Annotated in this window: 21 protein-coding genes and 1 tRNA gene; 8 read left to right on the top strand and 14 right to left on the bottom strand. The window is 64.8% G+C overall.

The genetic code is table 11. From position 1 onward, the window contains the following. The first annotated feature begins 1 nt into the window (after nucleotide 1). From BA022_RS08390 to BA022_RS08380, 3 genes are all read left to right on the top strand, one after another. Nucleotides 2–3,151, top strand: a complete 3,150-nt coding sequence (locus tag BA022_RS08390; protein WP_088887173.1) for an efflux RND transporter permease subunit — start codon at nucleotides 2–4, stop codon at nucleotides 3,149–3,151. Nucleotides 3,152–3,240: 89 nt separating this feature from the next. Next, nucleotides 3,241–3,327 (top strand) — tRNA-Leu (locus tag BA022_RS08385). A gap of 175 nt (nucleotides 3,328–3,502) precedes the next feature. Next, complete coding sequence (locus BA022_RS08380; protein ID WP_088887172.1) at nucleotides 3,503–4,528, top strand: tyrosine-type recombinase/integrase; 1,026 nt, start codon at nucleotides 3,503–3,505, stop codon at nucleotides 4,526–4,528. Nucleotides 4,529–4,807: 279 nt separating this feature from the next. On the opposite strand, the gene BA022_RS08375 is transcribed toward BA022_RS08380, so the two are convergent. The 12 genes from BA022_RS08375 to BA022_RS19130 form a co-directional block, all read right to left on the bottom strand. Then, entirely contained in the window at nucleotides 4,808–5,017 is a 210-nt protein-coding gene (locus BA022_RS08375) for a helix-turn-helix transcriptional regulator (RefSeq protein ID WP_088887171.1), read from the bottom strand. A 7-nt stretch (nucleotides 5,018–5,024) separates the two neighbouring features. Beyond that, nucleotides 5,025–5,525, bottom strand: coding sequence for a hypothetical protein (locus tag BA022_RS08370; RefSeq protein ID WP_088887170.1), 501 nt, complete (start codon nucleotides 5,523–5,525; stop codon nucleotides 5,025–5,027). Next, the gene (locus BA022_RS08365; protein WP_228403753.1) at nucleotides 5,522–5,701 is read right to left on the bottom strand and encodes a hypothetical protein; all 180 of its coding nucleotides are present in this window, start codon (nucleotides 5,699–5,701) and stop codon (nucleotides 5,522–5,524) included. Before BA022_RS08365 ends, BA022_RS08370 begins: the two co-directional genes overlap by 4 nt. A gap of 71 nt (nucleotides 5,702–5,772) precedes the next feature. Then, a complete protein-coding gene (locus BA022_RS08360; RefSeq protein ID WP_088887168.1) occupies nucleotides 5,773–6,066 on the bottom strand; it encodes a hypothetical protein in 294 nt (97 codons plus the stop codon). Beyond that, on the bottom strand, nucleotides 6,063–8,264 hold the full coding sequence (locus BA022_RS08355) for a ParB/RepB/Spo0J family partition protein (protein ID WP_418236215.1): 2,202 nt from the start codon (nucleotides 8,262–8,264) through the stop codon (nucleotides 6,063–6,065). Before BA022_RS08355 ends, BA022_RS08360 begins: the two co-directional genes overlap by 4 nt. A 78-nt stretch (nucleotides 8,265–8,342) precedes the next feature. After that, entirely contained in the window at nucleotides 8,343–8,552 is a 210-nt protein-coding gene (locus tag BA022_RS08350) for a hypothetical protein (RefSeq protein WP_088887166.1), read from the bottom strand. Then, nucleotides 8,549–8,854: a hypothetical protein gene (locus tag BA022_RS19135; protein WP_148665155.1), complete on the bottom strand. Its 306-nt coding sequence runs from the start codon at nucleotides 8,852–8,854 to the stop codon at nucleotides 8,549–8,551. Before BA022_RS19135 ends, BA022_RS08350 begins: the two co-directional genes overlap by 4 nt. Further along, a complete protein-coding gene (locus BA022_RS08345; RefSeq protein WP_148665154.1) occupies nucleotides 8,851–9,348 on the bottom strand; it encodes a hypothetical protein in 498 nt (165 codons plus the stop codon). The genes BA022_RS19135 and BA022_RS08345 overlap by 4 nt, the downstream gene beginning before the upstream one ends. Then, nucleotides 9,345–9,647, bottom strand: a complete 303-nt coding sequence (locus BA022_RS08340; protein ID WP_088887164.1) for a hypothetical protein — start codon at nucleotides 9,645–9,647, stop codon at nucleotides 9,345–9,347. The genes BA022_RS08345 and BA022_RS08340 overlap by 4 nt, the downstream gene beginning before the upstream one ends. Before the next feature lie 8 nt (nucleotides 9,648–9,655). Further along, nucleotides 9,656–10,006, bottom strand: a complete 351-nt coding sequence (locus BA022_RS08335; RefSeq protein ID WP_088887163.1) for a DEAD/DEAH box helicase family protein — start codon at nucleotides 10,004–10,006, stop codon at nucleotides 9,656–9,658. A gap of 134 nt (nucleotides 10,007–10,140) precedes the next feature. Further along, on the bottom strand, nucleotides 10,141–10,371 hold the full coding sequence (locus tag BA022_RS08330; RefSeq protein ID WP_088887162.1) for a hypothetical protein: 231 nt from the start codon (nucleotides 10,369–10,371) through the stop codon (nucleotides 10,141–10,143). Beyond that, nucleotides 10,368–11,051, bottom strand: a complete 684-nt coding sequence (locus tag BA022_RS19130; RefSeq protein ID WP_148665153.1) for a hypothetical protein — start codon at nucleotides 11,049–11,051, stop codon at nucleotides 10,368–10,370. The genes BA022_RS08330 and BA022_RS19130 overlap by 4 nt, the downstream gene beginning before the upstream one ends. Before the next feature lie 89 nt (nucleotides 11,052–11,140). Between BA022_RS19130 and BA022_RS08315 the strand changes: the two genes are divergently transcribed. Beyond that, nucleotides 11,141–11,518: a hypothetical protein gene (locus BA022_RS08315; RefSeq protein WP_148665152.1), complete on the top strand. Its 378-nt coding sequence runs from the start codon at nucleotides 11,141–11,143 to the stop codon at nucleotides 11,516–11,518. Between the two features lie 35 nt (nucleotides 11,519–11,553). Here the strand turns inward: BA022_RS08315 and BA022_RS19125 are convergent, their stop codons facing one another. Together BA022_RS19125 and BA022_RS08305 are read right to left on the bottom strand one after the other, a co-directional pair. Next, nucleotides 11,554–12,012, bottom strand: a complete 459-nt coding sequence (locus BA022_RS19125; RefSeq protein WP_148665151.1) for a hypothetical protein — start codon at nucleotides 12,010–12,012, stop codon at nucleotides 11,554–11,556. Continuing rightward, nucleotides 12,009–12,209 carry a hypothetical protein gene (locus BA022_RS08305; RefSeq protein ID WP_148665150.1) on the bottom strand — a complete coding sequence of 67 codons (201 nt, stop codon included), beginning with the start codon at nucleotides 12,207–12,209 and terminating at the stop codon, nucleotides 12,009–12,011. Before BA022_RS08305 ends, BA022_RS19125 begins: the two co-directional genes overlap by 4 nt. 237 nt (nucleotides 12,210–12,446) lie before the next feature. Between BA022_RS08305 and BA022_RS19120 the strand changes: the two genes are divergently transcribed. Genes BA022_RS19120 through BA022_RS08285 form a run of 4 tightly spaced genes read left to right on the top strand, consistent with a single transcriptional unit; the run spans nucleotide 12,447 to nucleotide 14,250 of the window. Beyond that, the gene (locus tag BA022_RS19120; protein ID WP_148665149.1) at nucleotides 12,447–12,941 is read left to right on the top strand and encodes an FmdB family zinc ribbon protein; all 495 of its coding nucleotides are present in this window, start codon (nucleotides 12,447–12,449) and stop codon (nucleotides 12,939–12,941) included. A gap of 43 nt (nucleotides 12,942–12,984) precedes the next feature. Then, nucleotides 12,985–13,416: a type II toxin-antitoxin system RelE/ParE family toxin gene (locus BA022_RS08295; RefSeq protein ID WP_187306033.1), complete on the top strand. Its 432-nt coding sequence runs from the start codon at nucleotides 12,985–12,987 to the stop codon at nucleotides 13,414–13,416. Next, a complete protein-coding gene (locus BA022_RS08290) occupies nucleotides 13,370–13,894 on the top strand; it encodes a helix-turn-helix domain-containing protein (protein ID WP_088887154.1) in 525 nt (174 codons plus the stop codon). Before BA022_RS08295 ends, BA022_RS08290 begins: the two co-directional genes overlap by 47 nt. Then, nucleotides 13,891–14,250 (top strand): hypothetical protein, encoded by a 360-nt coding sequence (locus BA022_RS08285; RefSeq protein WP_148665148.1) that lies wholly within the window; start codon nucleotides 13,891–13,893, stop codon nucleotides 14,248–14,250. The genes BA022_RS08290 and BA022_RS08285 overlap by 4 nt, the downstream gene beginning before the upstream one ends. Nucleotides 14,251–14,275: the final 25 nt, after the last annotated feature.

Below are 14,275 nucleotides of genomic sequence, written 5' to 3'. Positions count from 1 at the left end.
CATGCAGCAGACGCAGCCCAAGCAGGGCTTTAACCTGTCGCGCTGGGCGCTGGAACATGCCGCGCTCACGCGCTACCTGATGGTGGTGCTGATGGTGCTGGGCATCGCCGCGTACTTTCAGCTGGGGCAGGACGAAGACCCGCCCTTCACCTTCCGCGCCATGGTCGTGCGTACCTACTGGCCCGGCGCCACGGCGCAGCAGGTGGCCGAGCAGGTGACGGACAAGATCGAGCGCACCCTGCAGGAGGTGCCCTACGCCGACAAGATCCGCAGCTACAGCAAGCCGGGCGAGTCGCAGATCATCTTCGAGCTCAAGGACTCGTCCAAGCCGGCGGAGGTGGCCAACATCTGGTACCAGGTGCGCAAGAAGGTGGGTGACATGCGCTACCAGCTGCCGGGCAATATCCAGGGGCCGTTCTTCAACGACGAGTTCGGCGACGTGTACGGCGTGATCTACGCCCTGCAGGGTGAGGGCTTCAGCTATGCCGAGCTGAAGGACTTCGCCGACGACGTGCGCCAGCAGTTGCTGCGCGTGAAGGATGTGGCCAAGGTCGAGCAGTTCGGCGTGCAGGACGAGCGCGTCTGGGTCGAGGTCTCGCAAAAGCGTCTGGCGCAGCTGGGGCTGGACTTCAACGCGGTGTTGCAGCAGCTGGGTGCGCAGAATGCGGTGGAGAGCGCGGGCGCGATCCAGTCGCCGCAGGACGTGGTGCAGGTGCGCGTGGGCGGGCAGTTCACCAGCGTGGAGCAGCTGCGCGACATGCCGATCCGCGGCGGCTCTGGAGCCCAGCTGCGCCTGGGCGACATCGCCGAAGTGCGAAGGGGCTATGTCGATCCGCCGGGGGTGAAGGTGCGCTTCCAGGGGCACGAGGTCATCGGCCTGGGCATCTCCATGGCCAAGGGTGGCGACATCATCCGGCTGGGCAAGGCGCTGCGCGCTGCAGCGGCCGACATCCAGGCGCGGCTGCCGGCCGGCGTGCAATTGCACCAGGTGCAGGATCAGCCGGCGGCCGTGGCCGAGTCGGTGGGCGAGTTCATCAAGGTGCTGATCGAGGCCGTGGTGATCGTGCTGGCGGTGAGCTTCATCTCGCTGGGGCTGCACAAGGGCGGGCGTTTTGGCTGGCACGTGGACTACCGGCCGGGCCTGGTGGTGGCGATCACCATCCCGCTGGTGCTGGCCGTGACCTTCCTGGCCATGCACTATTTGGGAATAGGGCTGCACAAGGTGTCGCTGGGGTCCCTCATCATCGCGCTGGGGCTGCTGGTGGACGACGCCATCATTGCCGTGGAGATGATGGTGCGCAAGATGGAGGAGGGCTACGACAAGGTGCGCGCGGCCACGTTTGCGTATGACGTGACGGCCAAGCCCATGCTCACCGGCACGCTCATCACGGCCGCGGGTTTCTTGCCCATCGGCATCGCCAAGTCGGTCACGGGCGAATACACCTTCGCGATCTTCGCGGTGACGGTGATTTCGCTGGTGCTGTCGTGGATCGTGTCGGTCTATTTCGTGCCCTACCTGGGCACGCTGCTGCTGAAGGTGAAGCCGCATGCGCCCGATGCGCCGCCGCCCGAGGTGTTCGACACGCCTTTCTACCACCGCTTCCGCCACATGGTGGACTGGTGCGTGGCGCACCGGTGGATCACCATCGCCGCCACCATCGGCATCTTTGCGCTGGGGCTGGTGGGCATGGGGCGCGTGCAGCAGCAGTTCTTTCCCGACTCCAGCCGGCCGGAAATCATGGTGGACCTGTGGTTCCCCGAGGGCACATCCTTCGCAGCCAACGAGGCCGTGGTGCGCCGTGTAGAGCAGCGGCTGATGGAGCAGGAAGGCGTGGCCAGCGTGGCCGCGTGGGTGGGTTCGGGCACCCCGCGTTTTTACCTGCCGCTGGACCAGGTGTTCCCCCAGCCCAACGTATCGCAGTTCATCGTGCTGGCCAAGAGCCTGCCCGAGCGCGAGTCGCTGCGCCTGCGCCTGCCCCGGTTGTTGGCCGAGGAGGTCCCCGAGGCACGCGGCCGCGTGAAGCTGCTGCCCAACGGCCCGCCCGTGCCCTACCCGGTGCAGTTCCGCGTGGTGGGCAGCGACCCGGCCGTGCTGCGCGAGCGCGCCGACGAGGTGAAGGCGCTGATGCGCGGCAACGCCAACCTGATCGGCGTGAACGACAACTGGAACGAGTCGGTCAAGGTGGTTCGCCTGGAGGTGGACCAGGACAAGGCGCGCGCGCTGGGAGTGACCAGCCAGTCCATCGCCCAGGCTTCGCGCATCATGTTCAGCGGCTCCACGGTGGGGCAGTACCGCGAGGGCGACAAGCTCATTGAGATCGTGCTGCGCCAGGCGCAGGACGAGCGCGAGGCGATCTCCGACATCGGCAACGCCTACCTGCCCACGGCTTCGGGCCGCTCCATTCCGCTCACGCAGATCGCCAGGCCCGTGTTCACCTGGGAGCCGGGGGTGATGTGGCGTTGGAACCGCAACTACGCCATCACCGTGCAGGGCGACCTGGTGGAGGGGCTGCAGGGCGCCACCGTCACGGCGCAACTGCTGCCCGAGCTGCGCGCGCTGGAGGCCCGCTGGCAGGCGGCCGGTGAGAACGGCGTGCGCATCGAGGTCGCGGGTGCGGTGGAAGAGAGCAGCAAGGGCTCGGCCTCCATCGTGGCGGGCGTGCCCGTCATGCTGTTCATCGTGTTCACGCTGCTGATGCTGCAGCTGCACAGCTTCAGCCGCTCCGTGCTGGTGTTCCTCACCGGCCCGTTGGGGATTGCGGGAGTGGCGGCGGCGCTGCTGCTGCTGAACCGGCCCTTCGGCTTTGTGGCGCTGTTGGGGGTTATCGCTCTCATGGGCATGATCCAGCGCAATTCGGTGATCCTGATCGACCAGATCGAGCTCAACCGTGCGGCCGGCGTGCCCGCGTGGGACGCGATCGTGGCGGCGGCGGTGTGGCGCCTGCGGCCCATCGTGCTGACGGCGGCGGCGGCGGTGCTCGCCATGATCCCGCTGTCGCGCAGCGTGTTCTGGGGGCCTATGGCCGTGGCCATCATGGGTGGACTGGTCGTGGCCACGGTGCTCACGCTGCTGGCACTGCCCGCGATGTACGCAGCGTGGTTTCGTGTGCGGCGGCCCGATCCCGGAGCGCCAATAAACGATTCCATTTAAAGGCGGGCCGCAACAGGGTAAAATCTGCCGTTTGACCTATTTCACCGGGGTGGCCTGCTGTGCCTGCCATCCGGGTGGCTTTCAGAACTGCGCGGGTGGCGAAATTGGTAGACGCACCAGGTTTAGGTCCTGACGCCAGCAATGGTGTGGGGGTTCGAGTCCCCCCCCGCGCACCACGATAGAAAACTGCCAGTTCCGGCTGTTTCCTGCAAAAGGCCCGTTTTCCCTCTGGAAACGGGCCTTTTTTCTTGTCTTGTCGTCCTGCCGTTTCCAGCCGCTCCCATCCAAAAACTACAATGCCTTCCCGCGCGAATCCCGCGCTGCATCCCGCGCGGTGGAGGGCGCTGGACCATGGCATACCTGCGGAAGGTAAGGAACGGCTGGCGGGCCGAGGTTGAGCGCGCCGGCGTGCGTGTGTCGGCCACGCGTGCGACAAAGGCCGAGGCCCAGGCCTGGGCAGTGGCGGAAGAGGCTGCAATCCTGGCCGGCGCGCGGGGCGAATACCCGCGCAAGACCCTGGCCGATGCCGTGGAGCGCTACCGGCGCGAGGTGACGGACAAGAAGGCCAAAGCCCGGCCGGGCGTGGCCAGGGCGGACAACCTGCGGTTTGATGCCTGGCTGCGTGACTTCCCGGATCTCGCGGCCAAGGTGTTCCACGAGATCACCACGGAGGACTTGGCCAGGTGGCGCGATAAGCGGCTGCAGGAGGTGTCAGAGTCCAGCGTGTTGCGCGAGCTGCAGCAGTTTCGCCCCATCTGGGCGCTGGCTATTGACGAATGGAAGTGGGCGGGTAAGAGCCCCTGGAAGGGCCTGCGCTTGCCGCGCAAGGGCCATGCGCGGCGGCGGTCAACGATGTGGCCTGAGGTGCGCCGCCTGGTGCGCTCGGCAGGCTACACGCGTGCACTGCCGCCCCAGTCACCCCAGCAGGAGGCGGTGTGGTCGTACATGGTGGCGCTACATACCGCGCTGCGTAGCGCCGAGGTGCTGCGCATGTCGCGCAGCACGGTGGACCTGGCCAAGCGCGTTTACCGCCTGCCCAGGCACAAGACGGACGGCGCCGTGGGCGAGCGCCTGGTGCCATTCACGCGCCGTGCTGCGCGGCTGCTGCAGGTACTGGATGCGGCGGCGGCGGCCGCCGGGCGGGATGAATACTTCACGATCAGTGACCAAAGCCGCGACGTGCTTTGGCGCAAAGTGCGCGATCGCGTGATGATCGAGGGCCTTCGCTTTCACGACAGCCGCGCGGCCGCGCTGACCTGGCTGGCCAAACGCTACGACGTGATGACGCTGGCCAAGATCAGCGGGCACGTGGACATCAACGAGTTGTTCCACACGTACTACCGCGAGAGCGCGCAGGACATTGCGGCGCGGCTCTAGCTGGCTAACCGTTTGAAGCTAGCCCGCTCCATAGCCAGTCGCTCATGCCGTGCGGGCGCCGTGGGTTGGCGTAATGTTCGGGGCGTAGTTTGATGTCCCGATAAAGGGCCATTTGGTTGCGGCTGTAGCGCAGTTGCTCATGCGGCACTGCGGACTCGCGCGCGTACAGCCTCCACCATATCGCGTTCCAGTAGTAGCAGCGCGGCCACCCTTCCGCTTGGCCTCTTCGAGAGGCTTCAACCCTGGCATCGCGCAATGTCATGCGTTCTAGGATTGGCATCAAGACCTCGGTTGGCGTTTGCCCTGCATGAACGCCTGCACGTCGGCCAGGCGCCAGTAACGCATCTTCTGCGACACGTTGATGAACGGCTTGGGAAAGTCGGGACGCTTGGTCAAACGGTCTGTGACGTGCGCACGCGTGCAGCCCAAAAGCGCGGCAATGCCGGCGGTGTCAACGCGTGCAGAGGTGCTTTGAATCGTGGTCGTCATGGTCTTCTCAGGCGGCCTGCCGGCCCAGGCTGGTCATGTCTGTGCGCACTGCTGTGCCGCCAGTGCTTTGGGTGCGGGCGATCAGCTTGCGTGCCATGGCGGTCAGCTCGCCGGAGCTGACCTGGCGCAGTTGGAACTCATGGAACTCCACGGCATCGCGCAGGGCGTCCAGCTCGTGGAAATACAGCGCCGTTGGGCGCCAGGCGCCTGAGGCGAGGGCTCGTGCCCGGATGGAATCCATGGCGGCCTGGGCGGCGGCGATGTGCTCGCGCAGCCCGCGCACGATGCCACTGCGCTCAATCTCCAAAGCGATCTGCAGGCATGTGGCCAGCACCGTGTGCTGGTCCTCTGTGGCTACGCCTTCGCGCAGGCGGTCCAGACACGCCTGGGCTGGGGCGATGGTCTCGCGCACCTCGGCGTCGGTCAGCCGGGCGGCGCGGTACAGGGCGGTGCCGAACGCATTCACGTTGATCACGCGCGGCTTGCGGGGTTTGCGGCCGTGGGTCATCGGGCCTCCGGTTTTGTGACGTGCACCGCCACGGGTGGCATGGTGCGGCCAACAATGCTGAGCATGACCAGGCCGCCGCCATTGATGGCGGCCATCTCAGCCGCGTCGGGCTTCCAGAATGAGAGCACGCAGGGCAGACCGTCCTCAACCACATCTGTGACGGGCAGTGCTCCCACGGGCATCTGCTGTTGATCCCAGCCGGATGGGGCGCCAAGTACCCTGTTGTTGGAGGGGTGTTGAACGTACCTCATGCAGACACCCCCGCATCGTCATCAAGTAGCTGCACCAGCATGTAGCCGTCGGACGTCTCATGCGCCGCGGCGCGGCCGTGGAAGCGAAGGTGCTCTATGCACTCGCGCGTGTGGTCGTCGAGCTGGCCGGCGGCGAAGCCGTAGGTGTCGTCCTCGGCCAGGCGCTCGCCCTCGGTCATGATCAGTTCCTCGGCGGCCGTGATGGCGATTCGCTCGGCACGTTCCAGCGCGATCTGACGGGCCTGCGCGCGCTCCTGGGCCTGCAGGGTGGGGATGGTCAAGCCGTTCACGCCAGCACCTCCAGCTCGCTCACGTCGAACATGACGCGCTTGGGTGCCGATCGCTTGCTGCGCTCGATGTCCACCTCCCAGGCGCGGTCGCCTGCCTTTGCAGCCACCACGCCCTCGTAGTCGATCCAGGGCTTCTGCGTCTTACCGGTGGCCGTGCTGTTGATGCGCACGCGCACGCCCACTCCGATGGCCACGGGCTTCGCTGCCGCCCCATCGCTCACGTCTGCACTGCCATTACCACCGGGCGCGAGACGGGAGTCGGTCGCTCCTGCTTGGGAGGCATCGGCCACCATGGGCAAAGCGACCGACGTGGATTGGGCGCTGCCGTTGTTGCTGGGCGCAACGCCACCCGCCGCCTGCCCATCAGGGACAGGCGGCGCTTCGTTGCCTTGCGCCGCAGGCGCCTGGTCATGGTCCTCTTTCAGCGCAGCCAGGGCTTCGGCAATCTGCGCGCTGGCATGCGCAGCGGAGGTCTTGGGCGCTTCGCCGCCGGCGGGCGCAGCGGGGCCTTTCTTCTTGGCTTTGCCACCACCACGCACTGCGCTGGCCTGCGCAGCGGGGTCATGGGGGGAGGAGCCCTTCGGGGCCTCAGATTTCGCGGGCGTAGCCTGGGCTTTGGCTGCGGCGCGTTGGTTGGCCTTTGTTTTGGCTTTCACGGCATCGATGTGAACGCCGTACTGGCTGGCAACCAGCATCAGGCCCTCGTTGTCATCCTTGCCAAGCCAGTGGCGATACTCCACGTCGTTGAACATCACCAGCAGTTGCAGCACATCGCTGGGGGTCTCGGTGTCGGCTATGTATTGCAGCAAACCGGCCTGTGGGGCAACCTTTCCGAGGTCCAGCAGCTTGCACAGGCGCTTGGCGCGGTCCTGGTTGTAGGCCCGGGCCATGTTGGTGGCCAGCAGGCGCAGCACTTCGTCGGTGGGCACGGCACCGGAAAACTCCGGGCTGGTGATTTCCTTCCACGCGGCTGTCAGCACATCCCAGCGCCATTGCGTTTCATAGGCCTGCTTAGCATCGGCATCGGAGCGTTGCTTGGCGTAGCGGGCGTCCTGCTGGGCCTGCTCCTCGATCTTGGCGGCGGCCTCGGTGTTGTCGGCTGCTTTCAGCAGGCCTTCCACCTGGTCGGGGGTGAGAACGGCCACCAGTTGGCCACCCTTGTGTGGGTTGGCCACCAGTGTTGGCTGAATGCCATGCTGCTCCATGACCTTTCCAATGAGCTTGCGCAGCGGCTTGTCGGTCGGGCTGTCGGCCTTGTCGTCCAGGCGCAGGTAGCCCTTGACCTCGGTGCTCCAACTGTTGGGCATGAGGGTCTTGGCCTCGCGCCCCTCGATGATCTGCTGGCCGCGTGCCAAGGCCTCGCGCTTCATCGCCGTGGCGTGGGCCTCTTCTTTGGCGTGGAAGCACGGGGGGTCGGTGCACACGTCTGCACTGCCAACATCCTGGAACAGGTCGGGATTGGCGCCCGTGCGCTTGGGGCATTCCTTGCAGCTGCCAGCCTTGGGTACCAGGCCGGCATCGGTGATCTTGAAGGGGGCGCCGCTCAGCTTGAGCATGTAGTTTTGCTGCACATGCTGCGCGCAGTCGCGTTGGCCGCGCGGCTCTCCCAGGTAGTTCCTCTCGCTGCAGTAGCGCAAGGCCTTCAGCTGCAGAGCCTCGTCAGGGATGCGGGCGATCAGCAAGGCCTTGCTGAAGTCGATGTCGCCCGAGCGCAGGGCCTCGCGGGCATTGGTGTGCAGGTCCAGGATCTTGAGCCGCGCGTACACGTAGCTGCGGCTTTTGCCGATCTTGGCAGCCACCTGGTCGGCGTTGATATTGCCGGTGCGCATCAGCACTTCGTAGCCCTCTGCCTCTTCCAGTTCGGTCACGTCCTCGCGCTGCAGGTTCTCGATGACCTGGATCTCCAGCGCCTGCTCGTCCGTCAGCTCGCGGATCATGGCTGGGATCTCGGCCACCTTGGCCAGGCGGCATGCGCGCAGGCGGCGGGCGCCGGCCACCAGCTCGTAGGCGGGCAGGGGCGCGTCCTTGCGGCGGAATCCCCACGTGTCGGGCACGCGGTGGCCGGGCAGCGGCCGCAGCAAGATGGGCTGGTGCACGCCGGTGGCGGCGATGCTGTCGGCCAGCTCCTGCAGCTTGGTGGCGTCAAAGTGCTTGCGGGGGTTGGTGGTGCTCTCTTCGATGAGGGCCACCTCCACCATGCGCATCTGCGGGCCTGCGCCGGGCTGGGGCAGGGGGGTGGTTACGGTGTCGTGAAAGTCGGTTGCCATGGTGTTGCCTCACGGGGAAGGGGTGGTGCTCTTCAGCCAGTTGAAGTGCGGCGGGTTGCCCGCCTGTTCGTACGTGGCCCACAGCTGCGCCCCGGTGGGGGAGCGCTGGGCAGCGCCGGGCCGTGCGCCTGCGGCGCGGCAGGTGCCGCAACTGCAGTGGTGCAGTTGGTAGGCCTTGTCTGCGCCGTACCAGTCGGGCGTGGTGGCCTGTTCGCTCATGCGCTACGGTCGATGTAGTTGCCCTGCAGATCCGTCACGCGGCCATCAGGGAAGTGCAGTCGGCTACCAACGCGGCTGGGCAGGCTGAATGCCACTTGCGAGCCGGGTCGCACGTGGGCGCGCAGCTCGGCGCCGTCGTAGATGGCGCGGCTGCTGGCGTTGCTGATGGGCATGTCCGCTAGGAACCGTGCCGGTGGTGTCTTGCGGCCGGGGCGCGCAACGGCGTGCAGGCCAGGGGCGCGCGGGACTGCGACGGGAACCACGTGGATGTGCGCGGAGGATGTGGATGGGCGGCGGCTCATGGTGCACCGCCTTCCTTGGCCTGGGAGCGGGCGGCAAGTGCGTCATGCAGCTCGTCCGTGTCGGCCTCGCCGTCCTCGCGCCATGCGTCGATGATGCCGGCCGCCTCGTCTGTGTGCTGGATGATCCACCGGTATATTGCGGCGTGGCGTGTGTCCATTGCGCGCTGCTCCGCATCCCCCTGCGCTACTGGCGCTGGCTGAGGCGCTGCTAGATATAGCGGCTCTGCCCACTCGTCACCGTCTGCGAGCGGGACGTCGGCTTTGGCTTCGTACAAGCGCAGTGTTTTGCTGTGACGCCACGCCACTGGCTCCTGCTGGGGCGCTGACTGGGCGGCGGGCGCGGCGGCGAGGGCAGCATCAAGGCGGATGATCTCTTCGGCCATCTGTTCTTTAGTCAGGAAATGCAGAATGCCGTCCTTCGTCCGATGGCGTGTCATGACTGGCACCGCCACAGCGGCACGCGCTGCCTGCTTTGGGTTTTGCATATCAGTCATGCTGCCGTCCCTCCCACGCGCCCCAGCACCGCGCAGGCGCGGCGGCGTACGGTTTCGCTGACGTCGTAGCCCAGTTCGTCGGGGCTGACGAGGTCCTGCAGCAGCTCCAGGGCGCGGTCTTTGCCCTGCCAGTAGTGCACGTCGCTGGCGCGGTGGGTGCAGGTGTTGATCAGGTCGGTGGCCAGGGCCTCGGCGGGGGTCAGGCGCAGGCCGGGCAGGGGCGTGCCGGCGGTGGTGAGCACGGTGACGCCGCCGCCGGCGGTGTCGGTGATGTGGATGGTGATGGTCTTGGCTTGCATGGTGGTGGTCAATCGGCCGCGAGGGCTACGGATGTGGCCTGCGGCAGCGACAGCCGCAGGGTCGTGATAGGGGTGGTGACAGCCACGCGCTGGCCGGCGCGCAGGGCGTTGGCCTGGGCCTCTGCGGCCTTGCGCTGGTCTTCGGTGAACGGCACTTCGGCGTGCAGCGTGTGGCCATGGGGCCCAACGCCCTGCAGCTCCACGCACAGCACGGGCACCGGGCGGCCGTGGTCGCTGCGGGTGCGGATGACGGGCTGCGCGGCCAGCGTGCCGGTGAACTCCAGCTGCGGCGGCTGCGGCTCTGGCATGTCGCCGAACAGATCGGCGGATGCGTCGGGGTGCAGTGCACACGTGTGCATGGCGGCCTCCTGTGCGGGTGGTGGTGGTCAGTGCGTGCCGGGCATTGCCACGGCGATGCACGCGGTGAGAACGACTGCGGCGACCAGCACCAGCAGCCAGGTCAGGACCGATAGGGCGGCGATGGCGGCGAGCCTCATGGGCGCACCTCGCGGTGGCATACAAGGGTCTTGTCGTCCAGCCACTCAAACGGGCGGCCAGCGCACACCTGGGCAGCTACCCAGTCGCGGCTGGCCAGGGCTGCGGCCTCTTCCTGCGCGGCCTGGCTGGCGGCGCTGGGGCGGTCGGCGGTGGAGTCGGCCCAGGCGGCAAACCAGCCGACGACCAGGGTGAGCGCGATGGCGGTGAGCCAGTTGGGGGCGGTCATGCGTCACCGCCTTGCGTGCTGGATACACTGCCGCCGACTTCCAAAGGAGAAAGAGATGGCCAAGCAGATTGATGAGGCACTTTTTGCGCAAGCGAGCTATCTGGCTGCTGCTGTGCTCCAGGGGTGGGCACAGCGCTCGGATGTGAGCATTGATCACATGCGCCAGGCTGTTGTTGATGCGTACTCGGCGCTGCGGGAAGCTCGCCTGGAGATCCAGGACGATGCGGCCCGGCGGGAGCCTTCCATGCCCACAGGCGAAGATCCCCGAAACGATCACGCGTAAAGCCGGCGCAGCGCAGGGCAGTGGTCAACCGGCCTTGCATGCCCGGCTCGTCGGGCAGATTCAGAAGGCTGGTGGCGTCGTCGAGTGTGATGACTTCGCCAGGCTGCACTTGGGCCTGCAGGCGCTCGATGATGTCCTCGACGGACGGGGCGGCGTATGCGGTGGCGATGCGCACTTGCGTGAGTACGTGCCGTCCCTGGTGATTCCACAGCGCGGGAGGCTGGTTGCTGACGAAGCGGCGGATGATCTCGCGGCCGACGCGCTCCGTCAGCTCGCATGCCTGCCGGTCACCGAACGGCGCCGGGTTGGCCTGGCTGATGTGCCACAGCTGGACGAGGTACTCGTCGGTGTAGCCGTCCAGACGGTCGCTGTTGATCTCAAACGTGATTGAGGTCATTTGCCACCCCCCGTGAAGCCGCCCGTGATGTAAAACCCCAGCGCGAAGGTGGCTGCTGCCACCGCCAGTTTGAACAACACAGGATGGTCATGCTTGAGCTGCTCCAGAACCCCCTTCTTTCGCTTTTGACATTCCTGATCGGGCTGCTGGTTGGCCACCGCACGGCACTGTGGCGGGACTTGCGCAAGGAATTCAACGACGCGGCTGATCCAGTCCGTGCCTGGCTGCTGCGCGAGCAGCGCGCCCCCAGCTGGCGAAGCAGTGCGCCCGACGTGGTGGAGATTGACCGTCTGGTGCAGCGCATGCACTTCTGGCGCCGCAAGGGCTTTCTGGCTGCATGGCAGCGCCAGCAGGAGGCCCGCGCACAAGCCCTGCAGCGAGATACTGCGGGCGGCGCGTTCTATGGGGACACAGAGGCTATCAAGGCCGCCGTGGGCGAGTGCCTGGCGTATACCAGCCGATGGTGATGTGCACGCGTGTGCACTGGGCTGAGGGGAGTTGCTCATGCTGCACCGCCTTCCACCACCTCATTTGTCAGGTGCAGGGCACCGGGAAGGATGGGCTTGCCAGGAAGCCATTCTTCAACGATGAAGGTGCAACCCAGGAATTCAGCGATGGGCCGCGCCATGGCCGTCTTGCCCCACCCCGCAGGCAGGCTGAGAATGGCCGTCCTTGCAACAGAGAGGGAACCGCCCGCTACAAGCCTGTCGGTCTTTCGACAGTGGAGTGGGTCGATTACGAGGCGTTTCCCGTTCGCTTCAAGTTCAAGCGTGCCCTTAGTGCCGCGCAGGTTGCCGCCCTCTCCTACAAGGGTGACGCCAACCCCGAGCGCATATACCTCTACAACGACGGGTGCATCCCCACCGAAAGCGCGGCGCACTGGAAGACCTATGCCGAGCGTCTGGAGCGTCTGGCCGGGCACAAGGTTGTGCACTGAGCGTGCCTGCTGGGTGGTGGTCATGCCACACCGCCTTCCAGCCGCTCGGCCCGGTCAATCACGCAACCGGTGACGGCCGCCGCCTTCTCCATGGCGCGGGTGGCGCTGGAGGCGCGCACCTGCACGAAGGGCAGCACGCCCGTTTCGCTGGCCACGGGACGGCCGTAAGGAGTCTTGGGATAGTGGTAGCAGCGGTAACTGCGTAGGGCTGTGACTTGCATGACGTACTCCGTTGGCTTGATCTGGCACACGGAGTATCACGAACGTGAATTTAAATGTCAACACGTTCGTGATATTTCTATCACGCAAATTCAGAAACGCTTTCCAGCAGGCAAGCAATGCCGTCTCAAGACACGGCCAGCGGGCGGACATGCAGATTCAGGCGTCTTGTAGACTCTATTTACAACTCACAGCGGCCCACAGCGTCCGGGCCTATTCAACGTTCCAGGGAGGAAGCGATGAATACGAAGAAGTGCCTCAAGTGCGGTCACGCCGCGTCTTACGAAACAGAGCCACCCCAGGCCTGCCCGTCATGCGGTGCCATTTACACAAAGGTGGAGGCGGCGCAGGCGCTAAGCGCAAGCGGTCCAACCAGCAAGATTCAAGACACTGCATCCGGTTACTTCGCGTCACAGCGGAACTCAAAGCCGCGGCGCAGTTCCGCAGAAATAGAGGTTCACTCGTTTGCCGAACGCATGCGGGAGCAAACTCTGTATCCTGCGTGGCGGAAGGTCGTCGGTTTCTTTGCCATTTTGGGATACATCGTTGCGGCAGTCTTGGCTGTATCGGTCTTTTTCAGCGCGAATGGATCGACTTGGGTGCTGTTGGTGGGGTGGGGAATTGCGGCTCTGGTCGCATTGGTAGCGAAGGTGGGCAAAGAGCTTTCGCTGATGTTGGCCGATCTGAGTGATGCAGCCGTGCATCTGGCTGCCGGCCGCGACCCTGGGCAATAGAGCCAAATCGGAACAAACAACACATAATTATCACAAATTTGGTATGCTCCCGTGGAACTTCAGTATTTACGTAGGTCCAACTGGGCGCTGCGATGTTCAAGCGGAGATTGATAGCTATGACGACTACGCCCGTGAAGCCTTCTCCCGCGCAGTCGAGCATCTAGCCATCACGCCAAAAGTTCAGTGGAATGAGCCACACGGCAAAAAGCTGAAGAACGAGGATCCCTTATATGAAATCAGGTACAAAGCCAACAACCGTGCAACGCGGGCGCTTGGGTACTTTGCGCCCGACGGAAGCACCTTTGTCATCGTTCTCTGTTGCTTCCATAAAGGCAGGATCTACACCCCGGCAGACGCCTTTGAAATCGCCCACCGTCGCATCAGGCAAATTGAGAACGGAAGCGCATCGACAGTACCTCTCCAAATCGATGGAGAAGACTTTCCTGCGCATGACGAAGAGCCCGGCAGCGCGTGATGCTTACGTCCAGGCCGAGGTCGTAACTGCCCTTGCGCACCAGATTCGCGCCATCCGTATGCAACGCAATTGGTCTCAGGCAGATCTGGCAAAAAAGATGGGCACGACCCAAGCTGCGGTTTCGCGCTTGGAGGATCCAAGCTACGGACGCCTGTCCATCAAGACCCTGCTGGACTTGAGCCGCGTGTTCGATACAGGACTGCGCGTGCAGTTCGTGTCTCTGATCACCATGCTGCATGAAACCTTCAAGCCCAGAGCTGATCTTCGCGAAGTGCCTTCGTTTGAAGAAGAAGCTCCGTTTGTCAGTTTCTACGAGGCGAGTAGGGCGACGACGCTTGTCGCGAGCAACATCACTCCCAGGAGCGTGGTGCACATCAAGATGCAACCATCTTTAGGTATGCGCCGCACGACGTTTACCTTGCCAAGCTTCAGCTTCCCTGAAATTCTAGAAGACCAAATTTGTGAGGTCACACCATGACCACAGCCAATCCCCAGCAGCCAACAGTCATCAATACACGGATCATCCGTAGCGCCGCAGTACCTACTATTTATGTGGAGGGTGTCAGCCAGATGGTCGTGGGCTTTCCCAATAGCCGCCTGCGCCTTTCTAGCATGATTGAGCACGCTGACAACGGTGAGGGTCAGGAGGTTGTTCACTCATTGGCATGCGAGTTAGTGATGCCAACAGCTGCAATGCTTGAGATCGCCCAGGGGATCTTGCGAAATATGGCGCAAAACAAGTCGGCCTTGCAGCAAGGCGGTGCCGAATGGATGGCTAAGGTGCAAGAGGTTTTCGAGGCACTGAGCCCGCCTGCGGACCAAAAGCAGGACTGAAATAAGAACCGCCTCAGGGCGGTTT

The organism is Diaphorobacter nitroreducens (assembly GCF_002214645.1).
GTDB lineage: Bacteria > Pseudomonadota > Gammaproteobacteria > Burkholderiales > Burkholderiaceae_C > Diaphorobacter > Diaphorobacter nitroreducens.
The sequence above is the reverse complement of the archived record's forward strand: the minus strand, read 5'-3'. Positions and strand labels throughout refer to the sequence as shown.

Bases quoted from the DNA above. Each gene is read 5' to 3' on its own strand.
- BA022_RS08295 (WP_187306033.1), top strand. From the start codon at position 12,985: ATGCTCCCGTGGAACTTCAGTATTTACGTAGGTCCAACTGGGCGCTGC.
- BA022_RS08355 (WP_418236215.1), bottom strand. From the start codon at position 8,264: ATGGTGGAGGTGGCCCTCATCGAAGAGAGCACCACCAACCCCCGCAAG.
- BA022_RS19135 (WP_148665155.1), bottom strand. From the start codon at position 8,854: ATGAGCCGCCGCCCATCCACATCCTCCGCGCACATCCACGTGGTTCCC.
- BA022_RS19130 (WP_148665153.1), bottom strand. From the start codon at position 11,051: ATGACCTCAATCACGTTTGAGATCAACAGCGACCGTCTGGACGGCTAC.
- BA022_RS08285 (WP_148665148.1), top strand. From the start codon at position 13,891: ATGACCACAGCCAATCCCCAGCAGCCAACAGTCATCAATACACGGATC.
- BA022_RS08370 (WP_088887170.1), bottom strand. From the start codon at position 5,525: ATGACCCACGGCCGCAAACCCCGCAAGCCGCGCGTGATCAACGTGAAT.
- BA022_RS08305 (WP_148665150.1), bottom strand. From the start codon at position 12,209: ATGCAAGTCACAGCCCTACGCAGTTACCGCTGCTACCACTATCCCAAG.
- BA022_RS08315 (WP_148665152.1), top strand. From the start codon at position 11,141: ATGCTTGAGCTGCTCCAGAACCCCCTTCTTTCGCTTTTGACATTCCTG.
- BA022_RS08345 (WP_148665154.1), bottom strand. From the start codon at position 9,348: ATGACTGATATGCAAAACCCAAAGCAGGCAGCGCGTGCCGCTGTGGCG.
- BA022_RS08340 (WP_088887164.1), bottom strand. From the start codon at position 9,647: ATGCAAGCCAAGACCATCACCATCCACATCACCGACACCGCCGGCGGC.
- BA022_RS08290 (WP_088887154.1), top strand. From the start codon at position 13,370: ATGGAGAAGACTTTCCTGCGCATGACGAAGAGCCCGGCAGCGCGTGAT.
- BA022_RS08335 (WP_088887163.1), bottom strand. From the start codon at position 10,006: ATGCACACGTGTGCACTGCACCCCGACGCATCCGCCGATCTGTTCGGC.
- BA022_RS08380 (WP_088887172.1), top strand. From the start codon at position 3,503: ATGGCATACCTGCGGAAGGTAAGGAACGGCTGGCGGGCCGAGGTTGAG.
- BA022_RS08350 (WP_088887166.1), bottom strand. From the start codon at position 8,552: ATGAGCGAACAGGCCACCACGCCCGACTGGTACGGCGCAGACAAGGCC.
- BA022_RS08390 (WP_088887173.1), top strand. From the start codon at position 2: ATGCAGCAGACGCAGCCCAAGCAGGGCTTTAACCTGTCGCGCTGGGCG.
- BA022_RS08375 (WP_088887171.1), bottom strand. From the start codon at position 5,017: ATGACGACCACGATTCAAAGCACCTCTGCACGCGTTGACACCGCCGGC.
- BA022_RS19120 (WP_148665149.1), top strand. From the start codon at position 12,447: ATGAATACGAAGAAGTGCCTCAAGTGCGGTCACGCCGCGTCTTACGAA.
- BA022_RS08330 (WP_088887162.1), bottom strand. From the start codon at position 10,371: ATGACCGCCCCCAACTGGCTCACCGCCATCGCGCTCACCCTGGTCGTC.
- BA022_RS19125 (WP_148665151.1), bottom strand. From the start codon at position 12,012: ATGACCACCACCCAGCAGGCACGCTCAGTGCACAACCTTGTGCCCGGC.